Origin of the sequence: Mycobacterium sp. MYCO198283 (assembly GCF_021213805.1) — a bacterium.
GTDB lineage: Bacteria > Actinomycetota > Actinomycetes > Mycobacteriales > Mycobacteriaceae > Mycobacterium.
In genome coordinates, this window is record NZ_JAJQJI010000001.1 from 571,037 (window position 1) to 590,573 (window position 19,537).

The 19,537-nt window shown below is 69.8% G+C and carries 26 protein-coding genes and 2 pseudogenes; 16 read left to right on the forward strand and 12 right to left on the reverse strand.

Annotated features, from left to right (window positions below):
* The first annotated feature begins 58 nt into the window (after window positions 1-58).
* Genes LV457_RS02950 through LV457_RS02965 form a run of 4 tightly spaced genes read left to right on the forward strand, consistent with a single transcriptional unit; the run spans window position 59 to window position 3,756 of the window.
* Complete coding sequence (locus LV457_RS02950) at window positions 59-1,909, forward strand: hypothetical protein (protein WP_232168895.1); 1,851 nt, start codon at window positions 59-61, stop codon at window positions 1,907-1,909.
* On the forward strand, window positions 1,906-3,339 hold the full coding sequence (locus tag LV457_RS02955) for a hypothetical protein (protein WP_232168896.1): 1,434 nt from the start codon (window positions 1,906-1,908) through the stop codon (window positions 3,337-3,339). The genes LV457_RS02950 and LV457_RS02955 overlap by 4 nt, the downstream gene beginning before the upstream one ends.
* Before the next feature lie 10 nt (window positions 3,340-3,349).
* Window positions 3,350-3,571, forward strand: a complete 222-nt coding sequence (locus LV457_RS02960; protein ID WP_232168898.1) for a hypothetical protein — start codon at window positions 3,350-3,352, stop codon at window positions 3,569-3,571.
* Window positions 3,568-3,756: a hypothetical protein gene (locus LV457_RS02965; RefSeq protein WP_232168900.1), complete on the forward strand. Its 189-nt coding sequence runs from the start codon at window positions 3,568-3,570 to the stop codon at window positions 3,754-3,756. Before LV457_RS02960 ends, LV457_RS02965 begins: the two co-directional genes overlap by 4 nt.
* A 166-nt stretch (window positions 3,757-3,922) precedes the next feature.
* On the opposite strand, the gene LV457_RS20165 is transcribed toward LV457_RS02965, so the two are convergent.
* Both LV457_RS20165 and LV457_RS02975 read right to left on the reverse strand, forming a co-directional pair.
* The gene (locus LV457_RS20165) at window positions 3,923-4,117 is read right to left on the reverse strand and encodes a helix-turn-helix domain-containing protein (protein ID WP_232168903.1); all 195 of its coding nucleotides are present in this window, start codon (window positions 4,115-4,117) and stop codon (window positions 3,923-3,925) included.
* Window positions 4,114-4,323, reverse strand: coding sequence for a hypothetical protein (locus tag LV457_RS02975; protein ID WP_232168905.1), 210 nt, complete (start codon window positions 4,321-4,323; stop codon window positions 4,114-4,116). Before LV457_RS02975 ends, LV457_RS20165 begins: the two co-directional genes overlap by 4 nt.
* 427 nt (window positions 4,324-4,750) lie before the next feature.
* Between LV457_RS02975 and LV457_RS20075 the strand changes: the two are divergent.
* From LV457_RS20075 to LV457_RS03020, 9 genes and pseudogenes are all read left to right on the forward strand, one after another.
* Window positions 4,751-5,083, forward strand: a pseudogene (locus tag LV457_RS20075) (M23 family metallopeptidase); the annotation flags it as partial.
* Window positions 5,084-5,194: 111 nt separating this feature from the next.
* Window positions 5,195-6,061, forward strand: coding sequence for a peptidoglycan-binding domain-containing protein (locus LV457_RS02985; RefSeq protein ID WP_232169218.1), 867 nt, complete (start codon window positions 5,195-5,197; stop codon window positions 6,059-6,061).
* Window positions 6,061-7,362, forward strand: a complete 1,302-nt coding sequence (locus LV457_RS02990) for a peptidoglycan-binding protein (RefSeq protein ID WP_232168906.1) — start codon at window positions 6,061-6,063, stop codon at window positions 7,360-7,362. The genes LV457_RS02985 and LV457_RS02990 overlap by 1 nt, the downstream gene beginning before the upstream one ends.
* 29 nt (window positions 7,363-7,391) lie before the next feature.
* Complete coding sequence (locus LV457_RS02995) at window positions 7,392-7,772, forward strand: hypothetical protein (protein ID WP_232168907.1); 381 nt, start codon at window positions 7,392-7,394, stop codon at window positions 7,770-7,772.
* Window positions 7,769-8,338 (forward strand): hypothetical protein, encoded by a 570-nt coding sequence (locus tag LV457_RS03000; RefSeq protein WP_232168908.1) that lies wholly within the window; start codon window positions 7,769-7,771, stop codon window positions 8,336-8,338. The genes LV457_RS02995 and LV457_RS03000 overlap by 4 nt, the downstream gene beginning before the upstream one ends.
* A gap of 4 nt (window positions 8,339-8,342) precedes the next feature.
* Window positions 8,343-9,035 (forward strand): hypothetical protein, encoded by a 693-nt coding sequence (locus tag LV457_RS03005; protein ID WP_232168909.1) that lies wholly within the window; start codon window positions 8,343-8,345, stop codon window positions 9,033-9,035.
* Complete coding sequence (locus tag LV457_RS03010) at window positions 9,022-9,378, forward strand: hypothetical protein (RefSeq protein ID WP_232168910.1); 357 nt, start codon at window positions 9,022-9,024, stop codon at window positions 9,376-9,378. The genes LV457_RS03005 and LV457_RS03010 overlap by 14 nt, the downstream gene beginning before the upstream one ends.
* A 27-nt stretch (window positions 9,379-9,405) precedes the next feature.
* On the forward strand, window positions 9,406-9,975 hold the full coding sequence (locus LV457_RS03015; protein WP_232168911.1) for a hypothetical protein: 570 nt from the start codon (window positions 9,406-9,408) through the stop codon (window positions 9,973-9,975).
* Window positions 9,972-10,139, forward strand: a complete 168-nt coding sequence (locus LV457_RS03020) for a hypothetical protein (protein WP_232168912.1) — start codon at window positions 9,972-9,974, stop codon at window positions 10,137-10,139. The genes LV457_RS03015 and LV457_RS03020 overlap by 4 nt, the downstream gene beginning before the upstream one ends.
* A 5-nt stretch (window positions 10,140-10,144) precedes the next feature.
* Here LV457_RS03020 and LV457_RS03025 read toward each other — a convergent pair whose 3' ends face one another.
* From LV457_RS03025 to LV457_RS03070, 10 genes and pseudogenes are all read right to left on the reverse strand, one after another.
* Window positions 10,145-10,345: a hypothetical protein gene (locus LV457_RS03025; protein ID WP_232168913.1), complete on the reverse strand. Its 201-nt coding sequence runs from the start codon at window positions 10,343-10,345 to the stop codon at window positions 10,145-10,147.
* Window positions 10,338-10,496, reverse strand: a complete 159-nt coding sequence (locus tag LV457_RS03030) for a hypothetical protein (protein ID WP_232168914.1) — start codon at window positions 10,494-10,496, stop codon at window positions 10,338-10,340. Before LV457_RS03030 ends, LV457_RS03025 begins: the two co-directional genes overlap by 8 nt.
* Before the next feature lie 38 nt (window positions 10,497-10,534).
* Entirely contained in the window at window positions 10,535-10,681 is a 147-nt protein-coding gene (locus LV457_RS03035; RefSeq protein WP_232168915.1) for a hypothetical protein, read from the reverse strand.
* On the reverse strand, window positions 10,678-11,382 hold the full coding sequence (locus tag LV457_RS03040) for a DUF4352 domain-containing protein (RefSeq protein ID WP_232168918.1): 705 nt from the start codon (window positions 11,380-11,382) through the stop codon (window positions 10,678-10,680). Before LV457_RS03040 ends, LV457_RS03035 begins: the two co-directional genes overlap by 4 nt.
* A gap of 66 nt (window positions 11,383-11,448) precedes the next feature.
* Complete coding sequence (locus tag LV457_RS03045) at window positions 11,449-12,042, reverse strand: tyrosine-type recombinase/integrase (RefSeq protein WP_232169219.1); 594 nt, start codon at window positions 12,040-12,042, stop codon at window positions 11,449-11,451.
* A gap of 18 nt (window positions 12,043-12,060) precedes the next feature.
* Window positions 12,061-12,486: pseudogene (locus LV457_RS20170) on the reverse strand (hypothetical protein); the annotation flags it as partial.
* 24 nt (window positions 12,487-12,510) lie between these two features.
* Complete coding sequence (locus LV457_RS03055; RefSeq protein ID WP_232168920.1) at window positions 12,511-13,266, reverse strand: class I SAM-dependent methyltransferase; 756 nt, start codon at window positions 13,264-13,266, stop codon at window positions 12,511-12,513.
* Window positions 13,263-14,255: a methylenetetrahydrofolate reductase C-terminal domain-containing protein gene (locus LV457_RS03060; protein WP_308192158.1), complete on the reverse strand. Its 993-nt coding sequence runs from the start codon at window positions 14,253-14,255 to the stop codon at window positions 13,263-13,265. Before LV457_RS03060 ends, LV457_RS03055 begins: the two co-directional genes overlap by 4 nt.
* Before the next feature lie 39 nt (window positions 14,256-14,294).
* Window positions 14,295-15,395, reverse strand: a complete 1,101-nt coding sequence (locus LV457_RS03065; protein ID WP_232168922.1) for a serine/threonine-protein kinase — start codon at window positions 15,393-15,395, stop codon at window positions 14,295-14,297.
* Window positions 15,396-15,438: 43 nt separating this feature from the next.
* The gene (locus LV457_RS03070) at window positions 15,439-16,437 is read right to left on the reverse strand and encodes an oxygenase MpaB family protein (protein ID WP_232168924.1); all 999 of its coding nucleotides are present in this window, start codon (window positions 16,435-16,437) and stop codon (window positions 15,439-15,441) included.
* A gap of 69 nt (window positions 16,438-16,506) precedes the next feature.
* Between LV457_RS03070 and LV457_RS03075 the strand changes: the two genes are divergently transcribed.
* From LV457_RS03075 to dusB, 3 genes are all read left to right on the forward strand, one after another.
* Window positions 16,507-17,103: a TetR/AcrR family transcriptional regulator gene (locus LV457_RS03075; RefSeq protein WP_232168925.1), complete on the forward strand. Its 597-nt coding sequence runs from the start codon at window positions 16,507-16,509 to the stop codon at window positions 17,101-17,103.
* 110 nt (window positions 17,104-17,213) lie between these two features.
* On the forward strand, window positions 17,214-18,209 hold the full coding sequence (locus tag LV457_RS03080; RefSeq protein ID WP_232168926.1) for an acyl-ACP desaturase: 996 nt from the start codon (window positions 17,214-17,216) through the stop codon (window positions 18,207-18,209).
* Window positions 18,206-19,414, forward strand: coding sequence for a tRNA dihydrouridine synthase DusB (dusB, locus tag LV457_RS03085; RefSeq protein WP_255701589.1), 1,209 nt, complete (start codon window positions 18,206-18,208; stop codon window positions 19,412-19,414). The genes LV457_RS03080 and dusB overlap by 4 nt, the downstream gene beginning before the upstream one ends.
* Window positions 19,415-19,537 lie beyond the last annotated feature (123 nt).

Consider the following 19,537-nt stretch of genomic DNA (forward strand, 5'->3'; position numbering starts at 1 on the left):
CACAAACTTTCCCACCGGCGGCTGGACCTCGCAGGACGCGAAGGACACGAATGGCCGCGTGAACACGGTTGAGGCGGCGGTAGCGCTGAAGGCGAGCGCCTCCGACGTCTCCGCGAAGTACACGAAGCCGCCGAGCGGCATCCCGTCGACGGACCTGGCTACGTCTGTGCAGGCCGCGCTCGTGGACACGCGCACACCGACTGTCGGCTCTGTCACGTTCGCGACGCTGGCTGCTGCGCTCGTCGTCACCGCAGCCGAGTCGATCGCCGCGAACAGCAACGACGCCACCATTCCGACGTCCGCTGCTGTCGCCGCGGCGATCAGCGCCGCGGTCAACGGGTTGGTCAACGGGGCACCCGGCACGCTCGACACGATTAAGGAGGTGGCGGATGCGCTCGGCAACGACCCGAACGCCGTCACGACGCTTACCGGATTGATCGCCGCGAAGTACACCAAGCCGGTCGGCGGGATTCCCCTCACCGACCTCGCCGCCGCGGTGCAGACCACCATCGACGGCAAGTACGTCAAGCCGGTCGGGGGGATACCGTCGTCGGATCTGTCGGCGGCGGTGCAGACGCTGCTGACCGCCGCGGGGACAGCACTGCAAGCAGTGCCCGCGAATAGCGTCGGTAACGCTCAGATGCAGGACGACGCAGTCGGAATCGACGAGCTGTCGGCGAGCGGCACACCGGACACCACGAAGTTCCTGCGCGGCGACAACGTGTGGGCGGTACCGCCCGCAGGCGGCGGTGGCGGCAGCGGCGTCGACTCGCTCGACGACCTCGGCGTGACGGCATCCGCCGCCGAGCTGAACATCCTCGACGGCGCGACGCTCACAACCCAGGAGCTGAACTACGTCGACGGCGTGACCGGGCCGATACAGACGCAGATTGACGGGAAAGCCGCCGCAGCCCACACGCACGGCGTCGCGGACGTCACCGGCGCCGTGTCGACCGCGAACCGTAACCAGCCGAACGGCTACGCCGGCCTCGACGGCACCGGTAAGGTCGCCGCCGCGCAGCTCCCGTCGTACGTCGACGACGTTCTGGAGTACGCCAACACCGCGGCGTTCCCGGCCACCGGTGAGGCCGGGAAGATCTACGTCGCGACCGACACCGGCAAGACGTACCGGTGGGGCGGCTCGGCGTACGCGGTGATCAGCGACACCATCGCGCTCGGCACCACCGCCGGCACCGCGAAGCCCGGCGACTGGAAACCGGCCGCGGCGGACGTCACCGACTCCACGGTTACGGGCCGGGCGGTGCTCACCGCGGCCGACGCAGCAGCCGCCCGGTCGGCGATCGGTGCCGGCACCTCCAACCTGGCGATCGGCACCACCGGCGCCACCGCGGCGGCCGGGAACGACCCGCGGCTGTCGGACGCCCGGACCCCGGCAGCGCACACCCACCTCGCCTCGCACATCACCGACCTCACCGAGGCGATCCAGGACACCGTCGCGGCGTCGCTGGCCCAAGGCGCCAACGTCACCATCACCTACGACGACCCGAGCGGCGCCATCACGATCGCGGCGTCCGGCGGCGGCGGCGCCCGCACCGTCGCCACCATCAGCACCGCGACGACGCTCGCCGCGACCGCCGGCACCGAATACATCTACCTGCTCGCCTCGGGCGCGGTACCCACCCTGCCGACCGCGGCCGGCAACACCAGCAAATACACGATCAAGAACACCACCGCCGGGCAGATCACCCTCGCCACGACGAGCTCGCAGACCATCGACGGCGCCACCAGCTACACCCTGCTCGCCCGTGAGGCGATCGAGGTGGTGTCTGACGGCTCGAACTGGTGGATCATCGGCCGCGGCGCCGAGTACGGGCTGTGGGGCGGCACCGAAGCCGAGTACACCGCGCTCGCCACCAAGCCGGCGAAGATCGTGTACGTCACGACATGAGCGTGCGGGTAGGGGCGGCGCCGATCGCGTTCTGCCGCCGCGCCGGCGCGGCGGCGTACCAGGCGGGCGGCTACCAAGCCGAGACCGACTTCACCACCAAGGCGGTGGGCGCGTTCCCGGCGGCGTCCGACGTCGGGCTCCTGAGCTTCGTCAAGACATGGAACACCAGCAGCGCGGCCGACCCCGGGATCAGCAACCCGGGCGATGGGCCGCGCTACACCATCGGTGCCACCGCAGCATCCGCCCAGGCCGGCTACGCGACGCACAATCTTGGCGCTGACGTCACCTACATGAGCTCCGTGTTCTCGACCCGCGGCGGCTCGACCACGGGTTACAACCTGGCGTTGGTGGCGTGGACCGACCCCATGCCGTCCGGGGCGCTCAGCCAAATCTCGACGCAGCAGTCACCGTGCCACTGCCCGTTTTTGAACACCGGCTACCAGCTCGCCACCTTCGAAAGGTCGGGCGGTGTGCAGGTGCGGGCGTCGCGCACCTACGCGACCGCGATCGGCAACGGCGTCACGCAAGCCGTCTCGTGCAAGATCAACCGAGCCACGGCCACGATCACCGTGGTCGGCGCGGACGGCATCTCCACCGACCACACTCACCCGAACTTCGCCTACGCCGGCCAATACGCCTGCTGCGAGATCTACTACAACAACGCCTCCACCGACCGCCGCGTCGAAGTCTCCAACTTCAAGGCGACCTCGGCGGCGAACGGTCAGCCCGGCGCCGGCGGCTGGGTGACCACGATCTCCCTCGCGAAAGCCATCTACTTGTGGGCGACGAAGGCCTGGCCGCTCGCCTTCGTCGACACCTTCAACCGCGCCGACGCCGCCGACGTCGGCGCGCCGTGGGTCGGCCACATGAACGGCTTCAAGATCCTCTCCAACCAGGCCGTCGGCAAAGTGCTCGGATCTGGCTCGAACTCGAACTCGATGCACTGCGACATCGCCCGCGACAGCGACGACCACTACATCCGGGTCATCCTCGGCACCACCGTGCCGCAGGCGTTCGCGCTGTCGATCCGCGGCGACAACTCCACCCGCATCACCAGCTACCACCAGGCCACCGGATCGCAGTCGAGCATCCGCACCTCAACAGAGGTCAGCAACTGGTCGCCGCTGTCGGGCAACACCCAGCGCGCCGCCAGTACCGGCAACGTCGCCTTCGCCCCCGGCGACGAGGTGCTGCTCGGCGCGATCGGCACCACCTACTTCACGGTGAAGCGGACCGCCGCCGAGGTGGCCGCCAACGCCGCCGGCACCGTGCTCGCGAAGTGGACCGACACCGGCGGCGCGGCGTGGGGCGCGAATGTCGGTGCAGCGAAACGCAAGTGCGGCGTGTGGGAACAAGGCACAACCGCGTCAATGGGATTCGACTCGATCGAAATCGGCGACTACCCGGCCGGCGCCACGGCACCGACGTAGGAGGACACAAGTGGGTAAGGCAGCGCGCATCAAACGGCTCCGCGGGCAACCCGCTCAGGGGCCGCTCGACACCTACGAGGCGCAGATGCGGCACGTCAACGCCGTCGCCGCGGTGCACCACGACGCGTTCGTTCGCGGCGAATGCCCCCAAGCCGTCGACGACGACGACGGGCTGGCGGTGCTGCAGTGGCTCGGCGCCGAACGCCTACACCGAGAGGACACCAGCCGATGAGACTGCTCGCCCGCCTCGACGCCTACGGGCTCGACTGGCCGTCGTCGACCGAGGGTCACCCCGAGGATCGGTGCGGGCTGTGCGGCGACCCGGTGGTGGACCATCCCGCGGTTCCGGTGACGCGGTGGCGGCACCGCCTGCACGCCGCCCTCGACCTCCTGATGCAACGCAAGGGCTGGCCGTGAGCCCCGAGTTCGATTGGAAGTTCGGCGTCACCTGGGCGCTGGTCTGTGCGGCGTGGACGGCGTTGACGGCCGCCCATATTCTTGGGTGGTTGCCGTGAGGCGGCCATGCGCGCACGGCTACTGGTTCGGCAAATGCCCGATCTGCCGATGGCTGCTGTGGTGGTGATCACCGTTTGCCGATCCATCGCCGCACGGTCATGCGGTCGACGCCGAGCTCCTCGGCGATCTGCGTCTCGGGCACTCCCTCGGCTCGCGCTGAGCGCGCCAGCACAGCGGCGAAGCGTAACGCTTCGGCCTGGGCCGCGCGGGCGCGCGCGAGTTTCCTCCCGTGCGCCCGCCGCTCCTGCTCGGTGTAGGTCACACCGCGGCCCACTGTCCGCCGGGCTGCTGCCGGTAGGTGACCCCGGCGATGACCGCCATGTCGCCGTAGGCGGGGTTGCGCCCGGCCTGCGCGTAGGCGGCGTCGGTCGCTGCCTCGTCGTAGTCGAGGCGGTAGATGACGTCCTCCCACACGTTCTCTCCGTCGTAGTCGTTGAGCTGGTCGAGTACGGTGCTGGTGTTGTTCATGTAGACCACTCTACACCAAGGGCTGTAGACCTGTCTACACAATTGACATGAAAATCTGCCGGTGGTGCGCGGTCCGGTTCGCGGCCGGTTTCGCCGTCGGCGCCGTGCTGGTCGCGGTGTGGGTGTGGGACGGCGGCCGGTGGCTGCCCGCCCCGCCGCGTTCGCCGGCTCGACGCCTACGGCAACCGACGACCCCGACTTCCGTGAAGGACACCCCGAGGACCGCTGCCCGCTGTGTGTGAGCTGCCTATCGTCGATCACCCCACCTGGCGGCACCGGCGCCGAGCGCTTTGTCAGGCGCATTGCGACGCGGTTAGGGCAAAGAGTTACAGCCCTGTAATCCGCGTCGTGCATTCGGAAAGTCGCGGCCATACCGTGACCTCTGATGAGCCAAAACGCCACCTACTGGCCCCTCGGACAGGGGCGGATGGTCACGAGCCCGTGGGGTCCGCGCGAAGACGGCTTCCACCGAGGCGTCGACTTCGGCCGCGCCGGTGGCTCAGCGGGAATGCCGGTGTACGCGTGCCGCGACGGCCAGGTGATCCACGCCGGCGCCGCCGACGGCTACGGCGGCCCTGACCCCGCCGGCTGGCTCGTCATCGACCACCCCGCCGAGGCCGGCGGCGGCTGCACCGAGTACGGCCACATCGTGCGCGAAGTTGCGCGCGGCGCCACCGTCCGCGCGGGGCAGCGCATTGGCTACATCAACCCCGACCGGCGCACCAATGCCGGCGTCGCACCGCACCTGCACCTGTCGGTGATGCCCCGCGGCTACGACCCCTCCGCCAAGGTCGACCCGCTGCCGTGGCTCGACGGCGCACTCAACCCTGGCGCACCCGCGCCCACATCCGCACCCTCAGGAGGTACCGCGATGGGATGGACCGGAGACCCGACCTGGCTCGCGGACGTCGTCCGCCCCGCGGTCGCAAAGTTCGTCGAATATCCCGGCTGGCGTGGCCGCGGCCACGGCGACTTCAAGGACATCCGCGGCGTCATGGTCCACCACACCGGCGGACCCGCGTCCGCGCGCTCTATCGCCGAGGGCCGCCCGGACCTCGGCGGGCCGCTGTCGCAGCTGCACATCGCCCGCGACGGCACGGTGACCGTCGTGGCCGCCGGTGTCGCGTGGCACGCCGGCGCGGGATCGTATCCGTGGCTGCCGACCAACATGGGCAACTGGCACCTGATCGGCATTGAGTGCGAGTGGCCGTACCGCGGCGGAATCTCGGAGGGAAACGCCGGCGCCGAGCCGTGGAACCGCGAGCAGATCCTCGCGATGCGCAACACGGTCGCCGCTATCCTGCTTCGGCTCGGCTTCGGCCCGGACCGCGTCATCTGCCACAAGGAGTACGCCGGCCGCGCCCAGGGAAAGTGGGATCCGGGCAACTTCGGGCCCGACTGGTTCCGCGACGAGGTCGGGAGGGACATGCGCGGCTTCGTGTTTCCCGGCGAGGACGGGCCGCGGCCGGTGCCTGTTGTGACGCCGGCGCCGGTACCTGCGCCGGTGCCGCCGGTCGACAGCTACGCCGGGGTGCTGCTGCACCGGGGCATGACCGGCCCGGCCATCGCGAAGCTGCAGACCGCGCTGCGCCGCTGGTACTCGAAGCTGGCCGTCGACGGTGACTTCGGGCCCGCGACCGAAGCTGCGGTGCGCGATTTCCAGCGGCTCCGGCCGCCGCTCGCCGCCGACGGCATCGTCGGCCCGGCCACCGCCCAGCGTCTCGGGCTGGTGCTCTGATGGCCGCCGGCACCTGGTCGCCGCCGTCGAAGGTCGGCGACTACGACCCCACGATCTCCGACGCGAAGCGGTACCTGCGCCGGTTCGGCTACGGCAAGCAGCTCGACGACAGCGACCTGGTCACCGCCGAGTTCATCCGCGTGCTGCAGGTGTTCGCGCCGAAGCGCAACGACGAGATCCGCGACGGCCATCCCGCTTACGCCGGCGACCCGTACGTCCGGACGGATGGCGTTTACGACTGGACCGTCAAGACGGCGGTCGGCGTGCTGGCGCGGCAGCGTCCGCCAAAGCCTGTGACGTCGCCGGCGCGCGAGTGGCGGCCGATCTTCTTCTTCTCAGCGCCCGGCTCCGGCGCGAACAACACCGTCGGCCCATCCAACGACGTCGGCGAACGCTGCCGCATCGAGCTCGGCATCAACCACATCCGCCTCACCTTCCCGATCGGCGGCTACCTCGGGCTGATGGGAGGCGACCCCGGCCTGTCGTACCTCGAAGTGATCGCCGCCGAGGACGCTGACCTCGAACGGCAGATCGACGCGGCGATCGCCGAGATTCAGCGCCGCTACGGCGACCGGTGGGCCGAGGTCATCGAGTTCTGGTTCTCGGGCTACAGCCAGTCCGCGGACGGCATGGTCCGCGCGGTGCTGAGACTGTTTGGCGACGGCGGCCGGTTCGCGTACCTGCGGCACCGCATCAACGGGCTGTTGCTGGTCGGCAACCCGGCGCGCCAGCCCGGCCCCACGAAGATCGGTAACGCACCGAAGGGCTGGGGCATTGCCCGCCTCGTCATCCCGCCGTGGCTGCAGGCGCTCGTCGTCGACATCTGCACCGATCAGGACATGTACGCCACCGCCGAGGACGCGACTCTGCTGCCGCTGCTGTATCAGCTGTTCATCCGCGCCGAGCTCGACATGTCGTTCGTCATGTTCGCCGGCGGGCTGCTGATCCCCGTCCTGACGAGCTACCTCGGCATCGTCGGCCCGCTGTTCGGCGGCCTGTTCGGCAACGTCGGCGCGCAGATCCTCGCCGGCGCGGCCGGCATGTCGACGACGTTCCTCGGCGACGTCGTCGATACCGGCGCGACCACCGACCCGGAACTCGACCAGTTCCGAGCCGAGTTCACCCGCACCCTGTCCGCCCAGGGGCTGCTGTCCGTGCAGGGCGTCACGAAGATCTCCGGCTCACTGAAGGCGTTGACCGGTCTGCAGGCGCACGGCGAGTACTGGGTGCCGAAGCCTGAATTCGGCGGCCGCTGGGGCATCCACGCCGCCTTTGATCACGTCGCCGGCTTCCGCCGCTGACGCCACCCCACCGAGAGGAACCCACAATCATGCTCACACTGAAGGATTGGCCGACCGCCCGCCAGTGGATACAGGTCGTCGCCGTCGCCGTGCTGACCGCGCTCGCCTCGTACAACATGATCGCCAACTCGACCGTCGAAGCGGTCGCCGCGTTGATCGCCGCGGTCCTGCCGCCGGCGCTGTCGGTGTTCCACAGCCCGTCAACGCTGCGGTCCTGGTTCTACGGCGCCGTCGCCGCCGTGCAGACGCTGCTCATCGTGCTCAACGTCGCCACCGAAGCGCAGATCACCCCCGTCGTGAACATCGTGCTCGCCGTCCTGGCCGGCGGCGTCGCCGTCACGCACACCCCGACGCCGCTCGCCGCCGGACCGGCCGGAGGTGACGCCGCCCGGCTGCTCTCGGCGGCGTGACGTTCGATTCGACGGCGGGCGGCGGGCAGCCGATCGCTGCCCGTCTCAAAGCGTGGTGGCTGTCGAAGCTCGACAGCGACTCGGTGCGCGACTGGATCCCGCCGTACTGCACCGCCTGGCTGGTGTGGGCGCTGTTCGCGACGTTCCTGTTCCCGCCGGTGCCGACAATCGTCGCCACGATGGGCGACGCCGGGTACTGGGCGTGGGTATGGACCGCGGTGCCGGCCAACCTCGCGCCGATCGTGGGGCTGCGGATGCGGCATGGCGGATCCGCGATCGAGGACATGAGCGACCGGCTGCTGTTCCGCGACTGGATGGGGCTGATTTTCCAGGCCACCGGTCACGCCGTGTGCTTCGTGCTGATGGTCATGTTCCAGGTCGCCGCATGGATCGCGGCCTGGACCTACGACGGACCCGCCACCTACGCCGGCATGACAATCTTCGCCGCGTCGATGCTGCTGCCCTGGACCGGAGGAACACTGTTGCTGAGCGCCCAGACCGTCCGGAAACTGCAGCGCGGCATGCAGATCGAGCAGCAGGCGCACACCGCGGCGGTGACGCGGTGACGCCGTGAACGCGTGGGCGGTCGTGCTGGTGACCCTCGCCGTCACCCTGCTGGTAGTCCTGCCGCTCGCTGGCGCGCTCACCTTCCACCCGCAGCGGGCGCGCAACGTGAAAGCGGCCGAACGCGAAGACACCGTTCAACGGCACATCACCGAGCTCGCCGTGTACCACCCCGAGATCACAAAGAAGGCCCGCCTCGACCGGCACCCCTTCTACCTGCTGCCGCACGTCGGCGTGTGGTCGTACGCCATCTGCATTTTCGCCGGCGCGCCGGTCACCAACAACGTCGCCTCACTCGGCGCCGTCACCCGGTTCACCATGGCCGTCTGCTTCATCATCGGCGCCACGCTCATCCTGACCGGCGCACTGCTCGGCGCCCGGATCGGGCGGTGGCGGGTCATGCGGCGCGTCCACAGCCACGCGACGTCGCCGCTGCTCGGCGACGACGTCAGCCTTCCCTACTGGATCGGGATCTTCGGACTGCTGTCCGTGTCGGTCAGCATGGCGATCTACTCCTCGACCAGCTTCCGCACCACCACCGGCTCCCTCGGCGGCTGGCTGACCGCGGCCCTGGCCGTCGCCGCCGCCACCACCGTGCCCATGCTCTATCAACGAATCCGAGAGTTCGACCGCAACGACACCGCCCTCATCAACGAGGTCCGAACCCGGATAGAGCGCGACGCCGATGACGTGGAGTGAAGCCGCCCTGATCATCACCGCCGTCGCCTCGGTCGTCGGCGCCGTCTGGGTGATCGTCCGTGAACGGCGCAAGCCGACCCTCGACCTCGCCAACAGCGATCAGATCAAGGCGCAGGTCAAGAAGATCAGCGACGAAACGAACGCCCGCCGAGACTTGCGCGTGCTGCAGCTGGAGAACTGGGCCTTCGAGAAGGTCCGGCCGTGGGGCCGCGACGCAGTCACGAAATTCGACCAGCAAGGCGACCTGCTGCGCGAGCTCGCGAAGGCCGTCGGCCGCGAGGTGCCCGTCATTCACCTTGACCCGTTCCCCGAGATGCCGCCCCCGATGACGCTGCCCGACTGAGCCCACCACCCCGAAGAGGAGTCCCCCATGGCTGACATCGCCGACCTGCCCTGGTTCCTGTGCAAGGGCGACTACCGCGGCGTCGTCCCCGACACCCTCGACGTCGGGATCCGCCCCGACCAGTACCGGCCATGGGCCGAGGCCACCCTCACACCGCAGCTCGTCGATACCGGCAACCGGCTCATCACCGCGCCCGCCGGCGTCCCCGAGCTCCGCCTCACCGGGCTCAACCCGCCGCTGACCGTCCTGCTGACGCCCACCACGGCTCGGATCGAAACCGGGACGCTGCGCCTGCCGCGACTGAATGCCCCCGCCGGCGAGACCACGCCGCCGACGCAGGGCCAGATCGATGCGCAGCAGACCACCGAGGGCGTTCCGCTCATCACGAACGACGCCGCAGACACCCTCGCGCTCGGCACCCGCCGCATCGCGTGGCGCGTCGACTTCGCACCGATGACCATCCTGGCCCGGGAGTACCGCTACACCGGGTTCTGGTTCCTCGGCCCCATCGTGTCGAGCTACAACCCAGCCGACGCGAACTGGTCACCGCCAGTCGTCAACCTCACCACCGTGACGAGGTTCGAGCCCACACCATGACCGAGGTGTGCGAGGTCTGGAGCGACGGCGAACTCGCCGCCCTGGTCCTCGGCACCACCGCCATCGCGTCAGCGGCGTTCCTCGGCATCATCCTGCTGTGTGTCTGGCTCGCCGGCCGCGCCGAACGCCCCGACACCGACGCGAGGCGCGATCCAGCAGCGTGACCCGCTCAGGCGGTGAGCGTTTCCTGGGGGTCGATCACGTGCGGATCATCGATCCAGTCGGCGGGATCCAGGTGCACCCAGTCACCCTCGGTGACCGTCTCCGCCACCATCGCGTCCTCGTCATCGAGCGGCTTCGGATAGAACCGGATCTCGCCGTCGCACGTGCCGCACCGACCAGACCGCTGCCGCCGATTGAAGTCAGGCACTCCGAACCTCCCCCGCCGCGCGCCGGCGGATCTCGGCGTCGCGGTCCGCCTCGTCGATCCAGCGCCGCAGCACACGGACCTGCCACCGCGCCAACGGCACCGGCAGACCTGCAGCGGGCCGGCCGCCCAGCGGGCACAACGACACGATCATGCCGTCAGTATGCGCGCACCAGCAGACGATCAGCGGCGTTAACCGTCGAGGTCAGCGCGACTGCGCTCGTCGAGCAGCGCATCGATAGCCGCAGTAGTTGGCCGGCCGCCCTGCTCCCGGCAGGCGGCGCGCACCGTCGCCAGGAGCCGCAGCTCCCGGTCGATCGTCTCTTGATCTCGGGTCAAGCCAGGCGCACCTTCACGCCGCCGGAGAATGCGGAATCGTGCAACTCCAGCTCGGCCGGCTGAGTGCCCGGCGGCACGTCGAAGGCCATCTTGACTTCGATGGAGTTGCCGGGGTTGATCTCGCCTAGAGCGTTGCCGCCCGCGTTTAGGTACAGGTCGGCGTCGCTCGACACGCCGTACTCGCGACCGGCGGCGTCGAACAACTTCTGATTCTGGCCGAAGTAGGACTGCTGTTCGTCGCCGACGTTGCGCACCGACACGATGAGGACGATGAACTCGCCCTGCGCCGTAGCCGTCATGTAGGGGTTACCGGTCGGGTCGCTCACCGTCTTCGACCGTGTGAGGTTGACAACTTGGAACTCGAACTTGCCGTCCCGCACAGCGGATCCGACCGCCGCGACGTCACTGTCACTGTCGTTGCTCGGCGCTGCTGGCTGTCCGCTAGAGGGCGCCGGCTCGCCGCCGCCCGATGCCGACTGCTTGTCGTCGCCGCCGCCGCCGAAGATCGCACCGAGCAGGATGATCGCTAGCAGCACACCACCGGCGATCAGCAGGATGCGACGCATCCCGCGCTTGCGCTTCGGAGCCACGCCAGGCGGCGGCGCGGCGGCCGGCGCGTAGTTCTCAGTCCACTGCGTGCCGTCGAAGTACCGCTGCTGACCTGATCCGGCCGGATCAGGATGCCAGCCTGGTGCGCTCATAAACTCCCCCTGTTGTGCGTGTCCGGTGACGGCGCTCCGGCTCTATGGCCGGGGATGGTAGCCGAGCTACGCAACGCCCCGCCAAGGATCGAGCCGGTTGATCGCCTCTCGTCGGCGCTCGTCCGAGACCTTCGTATAGATCTGCGTAGTCGCGACGGAGGCGTGTCGCAGCAGCATCTGCACGGTGCGCAGGTCGGCGCCGTCATCGAGGAGTGTGGTGCCGTACCAGTGCCTCAGGCTGTGCGGAGTACCGCGGACGTCCGCGCGGCGCATGGCCTGGCCGATGATGTCGGAGACGCTCTTGCTGCGGACGTGGTCGCCGGGCCGGCGCGCGTTGGCCGGGAACCACCAGCCGCGCCGCGCCATAGTCGGCACGGTCTCTGCGATGAGGGGGTGCATCGGCACCCAAGCTCGTTTGCCGTTCTTCCCGTCGACGTGAATGCGCGCAGCACTGGCGTCGATGTCCTCACCGCGCACCTTCGCGATCTCCGACACCCTCATACCGGCCAGGGATGCGAGGAGGATCATTACGCGCGTCCGGTGATGCATTCGCGTCGTGAGCAGACGAATGAATTCGTCATCAGGTACCGGGCGCGGCACTCTTTCCGGATAGCGCGGCGCGCCGACCTTCACCATCGGATTGTCCTGACGGTAATCCATCAGGCAAAGCCAGTTGAACCACGCGCGAAGGTAGCTGTGATAGGTCGCCGCCGTCGACGCGGACCACTCGGTGTGAGTGCCTAACCACCTGACAACGTCGATAGGACGTGCGGTTTGGAGGCTGTATCCGCCTGCAGCTATCTCGTCGGAGAATTGCGCTAGAACTCGCACCCGTTCGTTGACAGTTACTTCTGAACGGCGCGCAGCTAACTGCCACAGCATCCATTCCTCTAACAGTGGGTCGCTCGTTATCGCCCCCATGGCCCCCCTCGGTCCGTTCACGGTGACGTGAGGGTTAATTCGTACCACGCGCATCTGACAGCGACTCTCACCAGTATTTTTCCGCAACTTAGGCGGCGTTCTTCGCTCTTCTAATCCGCAGGTCCCAGGTTCGAGCCCTGGTGGGGGCACCAAACGGCGGACGCAGGTCAGCGGCGGTGTCATCGCCTCTCCGCCCACAACGGCAGGTCAGCGCCGCGACAGCACCAGCAGCTCACCGGTCACCTCCTGATCGCGCAGCAGCCGGCCCATGCGCGCGGACTGCTCCTCGGCAACCTGCCACACCTCCTCGTGGCCGTGCCGCTGGGCGAGCAGGTCCTCAACCGCCTGCACACGCTGCTGCCACTCGTCCGGAGCGGACGGCAGCTCGGCGGTGCCCGACCAGCTGTCGATCCGCAGCGACGCGTCGCTGATCAGCTGCTTGAGCGACGCGACGGTCGGGAATTTGTTGCCTTCGGGCTGGCCGTCGGGATCCGAGCTGGTGGCGACGAACACCAGCAGCCCGATGCGCCCACCGGGCCGCACGACCCGTCGCAGCTCGGTCAGCAGTTCGAGCTGGGCGGTCATCGTGCACATCACGCCCAGCGACCAGCCGGCGTCAACGCTCGCGTCGGCGATCGGCAGCGCGTCCGCCGAACCTTGCACGACGGGGTAGCCGAACAGCGTCCGCGCCGCTCGGCAGGCGCCGGCCTCCGGCTCGACCAGCACCGGACGCACAGATCGGCGGTGAGCCGCGTAGGCGGCGGGTCCGCCCACCCCGGCGCCGCAGTCGAGCAGCGTGGCACCGTCGGCCAGCTCGAGCCCGTCGATGAGCCACTCGAGCGCGGCCGGGCTGCCGCTCCCCCGGCAGCCTGCGGGAATGTAGTGCTCGGGGCCGAGGGCGCGAGCAGCCTCGGCGGTCCATTCGGCCACGGTGTCGAACTCCGCCGACATGGGATCGGTCACGACGCGAACTCCGCGCGGATCCGTCGGCCGACCTCGGCCTTGATCTCCGATCCCACACCGGTGCCGCTCGCGGACGCCGACCCGGAGAGGTTGACGCCCTCGATGCCGTCGATCGCGAGCAGCGCGCGGGCCTCGGCAACCGCGGCCTCGATGCCGGCTTCCACGGGGTCGGGCGCCGCGAGCACCGACGCGACGACGTTCTCGTCGAGCGCCAGCCCCGGTAGGCCCTGCAGCACCGCGGCCGACACCAGGTCGGTGAACACGGCGACCGCGCCGACCACCGGCATCGTCAGCCCCGCCGCACGGGCGGCGGCCATGAACTCCGCCACCGTGGCCGGCGACGTCACGTGATTGAGCACCGCCAGCCGCGCTCCGGCGCGCTGCTTCTCGACCAGCCGCGCCGGCCGGGCGTGCACGGGCGGCGCGGTGGGCGTTTCGGGCACCGCGGCCACCATGCCGAGCGACGCGGCCAGCGCGACGAGCCGCGGCCCGTCCAGGTCGAAGGTCTGCGTCACGTCGGGCCGCACGTCGTAGGCGCGGCCGTCGCCGGTCACGCAGAACACCGTCTCGACGCCGATGAGCTGCAGGCCGCGCAGATCCTGCTCCAAGATGATGCGGTTGCGGTCCCGGCACGTCAGCGTGATCCACGGCCGCACCCCGCTGTCCAGCAGCAGCCGGCCCATCAGCGCGGGCGGGAAGTCGGGCCGGTTCTGGTGTTCGCCGACGAGCACGGCGTCGCACGCATCGCGCAGCGTCTCGGCGGTCGCGGCGACGTCGGCCGGGTCGAACGGCGCGCAGCTGAAGTCGGTGAGGATGAGCGGTGCGACGGCCGCGGCACCGGCCGCGGGCGGCCCGGACCACGGCACGACGTCGGGAAAGGCGCAGGGCCCGGCCCGCATCTCGCACTGGCCGTCGGGCCGCACGCCGCCGCAGGGGCCGAACTCCATCCGCTTCGGGCACGCCTCGCGCTCGTCGACACCAGCCGTCACGAGCGGTCAGATACCCGGCGGTCACCGGCCGCAACCCGCTCAGCGCTGACCGTCGTCACCCGGCTCCTTGATGTCGGGCATCTTGCTCAGCGGCGCACCCGAGGTCGTGTCGACGGTGCTGGTGCTGCGGGGCGACGTGCCGGCGGGCGGATCCGAGGACGACGAGGTGCTGGTGACCAGGACGACGACCACCGCGATGAACAAGGCGGTGAGGGCGACGGCCACCGTGGCGAGCAGGCCGGTGCGACGGCGCGGTGGCGGGACGAAGTACGGGACGAAGCCGGGTGGCGGCGCCGCAACGGCGGGCGGGGTGACCGGCGGGGGTGGCCCGGCGACGGGTGCGGCCAGCGCGGCACGCATCTGCGCCGCGGTCGCGAAGCGGTGGCGGACGTCCGGGGCGGTCGCCCGGTCGATCACCGCGACGAGGGCCGGGTCGACGTCGGGACGCAGCGCGGCCAGCGGTGGCGGTCGCTCGTCGCAGATCGCGCGGGCCAGCACGACCAGGTTGTCCTGCGGGAACATCCGCCGCCCGGTCAGCGCCTCGTAGCCGACGACGCCGAGGGAGTAGACGTCGTCGGCCGGCGTCGCGGGCAGCCCCTTGAGCCGCTCGGGGCTGAGGTAGGCGCCGGTGCCCATCACCTGGCCGGTCATCGTGTGGCTGACCTCGTCGAGCTTGGCGACGCCGAAGTCGGCGATCTTGGCCTGCCCGGTCGCGGCGAACAGGATGTTGGCCGGTTTGATGTCGCGGTGCAGGATGCCGGCGGCGTGCGCGGCCTCCAGGCCCGTCAGCACGTCTTGCAGCACGGCCCGCACCCGATCCGGGGCCAGCGGTCCGCGCGCGATCTCGTCAGCAAGCGTGACGCCGGGCAGCCGCTCCATCACGATGAACGGCGCGCCGAACTGCTCACCGATGTCGTGGATGGCGACGATGTTCGGGTGGTTCAGGCCGGCGACGGCCCGCGCCTCGGCCTCGAAGCGCATCCGGTTCTCCGGATTGCCGGCAAATTGCGGATACATCAGCTTGACGGCGACCGGCCGGCCGAGCCGGATGTCCCAGCCGTCCCGCACCTCGGCCATGCCGCCACGGCCGAGCACTCCTCGGAGCTCGTAGCGACCGCCGAGCAGTTCGGGCGCCGTCATCGCCACAACCGTAGTCGACAGCCGCCGATCCGCCGGGCGGCGCTCAGACCTTCGGGGAGTAGTGGTGTGGGCTGTCGCGGTACTGCACCGGCGGCAGGTTGCGTCGCGGGGTGTGGACCAACGGCGCGTCGGCGGGGATTCGCCCCGCGGCCTTGTCCCAGGCGGCGCGGGCGCGCGGGTGGTAGCGCCGGCGGAACGGCACCAGCTTCCACACCAGCGCGACCAGCCGGCCGAACAGCCGATGCAGCCGTTCGTCGCGACGAGACCAGCTGTAGCCCATCAGTTCTCGCACCGGCGGGTCATACAGCCCCACGGTCACCCAGACCGCGAAGGGGCCGAGCACCCGCAGCTGCGCCCGCCACAGCGCATCCGGAAGCCAGTGCAGCGACGGCGGTTTCGGCATGGTGGCGAGGTTGAGCACCTCGCGGGCGGCCCAGGTGTTCTCCAGCACGTTGCGGCACATGTGGTCCCAGTACTCGCAGAACTCCTCCCAGCTCTTCGGCACCGGCCGCATGCTCATGCCGTACATGCGGTACCAGGTGATGTGCTCGTCGAACAGCTGGCGTTTCTGCGCTTCGGTGAGGCGAGAGCCGAAGCGCTCGGCGGTCAGGATGGTGCCCATGAAGAACGTCGCGTGCGCCCAGTAGAAGACGTCGGGGTTGAGCGCGCTGTAGCGGCGGCCGCGGTCGTCGACCCCCTTGATGCCGATGTGGTAGTCGCGCACCTCGGCGCCGGTCTGTGGGGCGCGGTCGCCGTCGAACACCACGCCGCCGATCGGGTACAGCGAGCGCAGCAGCCGCGGGATGCGCTCCATGAAGAAGATCGAGTGCTGCTCGACGGCCGCGCCGAGCTGCGGATGCATGTTCTGCATCGACCCGGCCCACGGGCCCTGCAGCAGCCCGCGCCAGTCGCCGAAGAGCTTCCAGGTCAGCGAATCGGGCCCGAGCGGGTCGGGCGGGGCGTCGTAGCCGCCGGACACCGGGCAGCCGCCGGCGGGCTTGTCGGTGCCGACCGACCTGGCTTCGGTCGTATCTTGAGTCATTGGCGAGGGATCCCATCGCGAGCACAGATTGACTACATGCGTTGTCAGTATGACAGACGAGGAGCGTCGGTGTCTTCGGGTGAACGACGCGGCCGCTGGGCCGGCGTCCCGCTGGCGGATCGGCAGGCGCTGCGCCGCGACGGGCTGATCGACGCCGGCGTGCGCCTGCTCGGCGGGTCGGGCGGCCCGGCGCTCACCGTGCGCGCGGTGTGCCGAGCGGCCGGCCTCACCGAGCGCTACTTCTACGAGAGCTTCACCGACCGCGACGAGTTCGTCCGCGCGGTGTACGACGCCGTCTGCAACCGCGCAATGGAAACGCTGGCGGAGGCGACCACGCCGCGCGACGCGGTCGAACGCTTCGTCGCGCTGATGGTCGATGATCCCGAACGCGGCCGGGTACTGCTGCTGGCGCCGGAGGCGGAGCCGGAGTTGGCCAAGTCCGGTGCGGAGTGGATGCCCAGCTTCATCGCCCTGCTACAGCGAAAGCTGACCGCCATCGCGGACCCGGCCATCCAGGAGATGGTGGCGACCGGGCTGATCGGCGCCCTCACGGCGCTGTTCACCGCCTACCTCGACGGTCGGCTGACAGCCACCCGCACCCAGTTCGTCTACTACTGCGTCGACATGCTGCTCCGGCGGGTATCCGAGTACTCGACGCCGCGGTAACCGCTGCCACAGTGGGGCGTGGCGGCTTGAATGTCACCGCGGTACACAGATACATTGAGTGCTACCGCGGGGCACACATACCTCGCGCAGTGAACGATTGAGGAGGGGCCATGGCGGAGCTGACCGAACTCCAGCTGCTTCACGAGCTCGAACCGGTGGTCGAGGCGAACCTCAACCGGCACCTGCGGATGCGCAAGGACTGGAACCCGCACGACTACATCCCGTGGTCGGACGGCAAGAACTACTACGCCCTCGGCGGCCAGGACTGGGATCCAGAACAGTCGAAGCTCTCCGAGGTCGCGCAGACCGCCATGGTCCAGAACCTCCTCACCGAGGACAACCTGCCCGCCTACCACCGCGAGATCGCGATGAACTTCGGCATGGACGGGCCGTGGGGCCAGTGGGTCAACCGCTGGACCGCCGAGGAGAACCGGCACGGCATCGCCCTGCGCGACTACCTCGTCGTCACGCGCGCCGTCGACCCCGTCGAACTCGAAGAGCTGCGCATGGAGCAGGTCACCCGCGGGTTCTCCCCGGGCCAGAACCAGCAGGGCGACCTCTTCGCGGAGAGCCTGTTCGACTCCGTCATCTACGTGACGTTCCAGGAGCTGGCCACCCGCGTCTCGCACCGCAACACCGGCAAGGCGTGCAGCGAGCCCATCGCGGACCAACTGCTCGCTCGGGTCTCGGCGGACGAGAACCTGCACATGATCTTCTACCGCGACGTCAGCGCGGCGGGCCTCGACATCGCCCCGAACCAGGCGATGAAGTCGCTGCACCGCGTGCTGCGCAACTTCAAGATGCCCGGCTACACGGTGCCGGAGTTCCGCCGCAAGGCCGTCGTCATCGCCGTCGGCGGCGTGTACGACCCGCGCATCCACCTCGAGGACGTCGTGATGCCGGTGCTGAAGAAGTGGCGCATCTTCGAGCGCGAGGACTTCACCGGCGAGGCCGCCGCCCAGCGCGACGACCTGGGCAAGCTCATCGAGGAGCTGCAGGAGACCATCGACAAGTTCGAGGTCGCCAAAGAGCGTCGCCTCGAGCGCGAGCGCAAGATGGCCGAGAAGAAGGCCATGAAGAACCTGTTGGTGTCGTCGTCGGCATGACGGCCGCCGCTGGGCTGGCTGCGTTCTCTGCCCTCCGCGATTCCCCCCGTCGCTACGCGACCACCCCCGGGGTCGAGATCGGGCCGTTGGCGCTGCGCAGTCCGGTCGTGCTCGCGCCGATGGCCGGCGTGACCAACGTGGCGTTCCGCATGCTGTGCCGCGAGTTGGAGCTGCAGCGCGCCGGCACCGTCAGCGGGCTCTACGTGTGCGAGATGGTGACCGCCCGCGCGCTCGTCGAACGCCACCCGGCGACCCTGCACATGACGACGTTCGCGTCGCAGGAGCAGCCGCGGTCGCTGCAGCTGTACACGGTCGACCCGGACACCACCTTCGCCGCGGCGCGGATGATCGCCACCGAGGGGCTTGCCGACCACATCGACATGAACTTCGGCTGCCCGGTGCCCAAGGTCACCCGCCGCGGCGGCGGGGCGGCGCTGCCCTACAAGCGGCGGCTGTTCGGGCGCATCGTCGCCGCCGCGGTCCGCGGCGTCGAGGGCACGAACATCCCGGTGACGGTGAAGTTCCGCATCGGCATCGACGACGCCCACCACACCCACCTCGACGCCGGCCGCATCGCCGCCGAGGAGGGCGCCGCCGCGATCGCGCTGCACGCCCGCACCGCGGCTCAGCGCTACTCGGGCACCGCCGATTGGGCGCAGATCGCCGCGCTCAAGCAGCACGTCACCGGCGTGCCGGTGCTGGGCAACGGCGACATCTTCGACGCCTCCGACGCGCTGGCGATGATGGCGAGCACCGGCTGCGACGGCGTCGTGATCGGCCGCGGCTGCCTCGGCCGGCCCTGGCTGTTCGCCGAGCTGTCGGCCGCGTTCACCGGCCGCCCGATACCCACGCCGCCCACGCTCGGCGAGGTGGCTCAGATCATGCGGCGCCACGGCGAACTCCTCGCCGACCACTTCGGCGAGGACAAGGGCATGCGCGACATGCGCAAGCACATCGCGTGGTACCTGCACGGCTTCCCCGCCGGCGCCGACCTGCGGCGCGCACTGGCGCTGGTCACGACGCTCGACGAGCTCGACGCGCTGCTGTCGCGGCTCGACGCGGAAGTGCCGTTTCCGCCGGCGGCGACGGGACCCCGCGGACGGCAGGGCTCGCCGTCGTCGGTCACGCTGCCCGAGGGCTGGCTCGACGATCCCGACGACCTCGCGGTGCCGGCGGCCGCGGACGTCATGCACTCGGGCGGTTGAGCCGAGCCGCCATATCGAGACCCGGTCGATACTTTGGCCGGCTAGTTGTTTCTCAGGAACGCTCAGTAGCATGTGATGCGTTGCATCTCGCTCCGGTGGCGGATTCCAGGCCGGTGCTGCTAG

Coding starts and splice junctions, on each gene's coding strand:
- LV457_RS02955 (WP_232168896.1), top strand. CDS start 1,906: ATGAGCGTGCGGGTAGGGGCGGCGCCGATCGCGTTCTGCCGCCGCGCC.
- LV457_RS03030 (WP_232168914.1), bottom strand. CDS start 10,496: ATGATCGTGTCGTTGTGCCCGCTGGGCGGCCGGCCCGCTGCAGGTCTG.
- dusB (WP_255701589.1), top strand. CDS start 18,206: ATGACGGCCGCCGCTGGGCTGGCTGCGTTCTCTGCCCTCCGCGATTCC.
- LV457_RS03010 (WP_232168910.1), top strand. CDS start 9,022: ATGACGTGGAGTGAAGCCGCCCTGATCATCACCGCCGTCGCCTCGGTC.
- LV457_RS03065 (WP_232168922.1), bottom strand. CDS start 15,395: ATGACGGCGCCCGAACTGCTCGGCGGTCGCTACGAGCTCCGAGGAGTG.
- LV457_RS02965 (WP_232168900.1), top strand. CDS start 3,568: ATGAGACTGCTCGCCCGCCTCGACGCCTACGGGCTCGACTGGCCGTCG.
- LV457_RS03015 (WP_232168911.1), top strand. CDS start 9,406: ATGGCTGACATCGCCGACCTGCCCTGGTTCCTGTGCAAGGGCGACTAC.
- LV457_RS02985 (WP_232169218.1), top strand. CDS start 5,195: ATGGGATGGACCGGAGACCCGACCTGGCTCGCGGACGTCGTCCGCCCC.
- LV457_RS03040 (WP_232168918.1), bottom strand. CDS start 11,382: ATGAGCGCACCAGGCTGGCATCCTGATCCGGCCGGATCAGGTCAGCAG.
- LV457_RS02975 (WP_232168905.1), bottom strand. CDS start 4,323: ATGAACAACACCAGCACCGTACTCGACCAGCTCAACGACTACGACGGA.
- LV457_RS03080 (WP_232168926.1), top strand. CDS start 17,214: ATGGCGGAGCTGACCGAACTCCAGCTGCTTCACGAGCTCGAACCGGTG.
- LV457_RS03045 (WP_232169219.1), bottom strand. CDS start 12,042: ATGGATTACCGTCAGGACAATCCGATGGTGAAGGTCGGCGCGCCGCGC.
- LV457_RS02995 (WP_232168907.1), top strand. CDS start 7,392: ATGCTCACACTGAAGGATTGGCCGACCGCCCGCCAGTGGATACAGGTC.
- LV457_RS03020 (WP_232168912.1), top strand. CDS start 9,972: ATGACCGAGGTGTGCGAGGTCTGGAGCGACGGCGAACTCGCCGCCCTG.
- LV457_RS02990 (WP_232168906.1), top strand. CDS start 6,061: ATGGCCGCCGGCACCTGGTCGCCGCCGTCGAAGGTCGGCGACTACGAC.
- LV457_RS03070 (WP_232168924.1), bottom strand. CDS start 16,437: ATGACTCAAGATACGACCGAAGCCAGGTCGGTCGGCACCGACAAGCCC.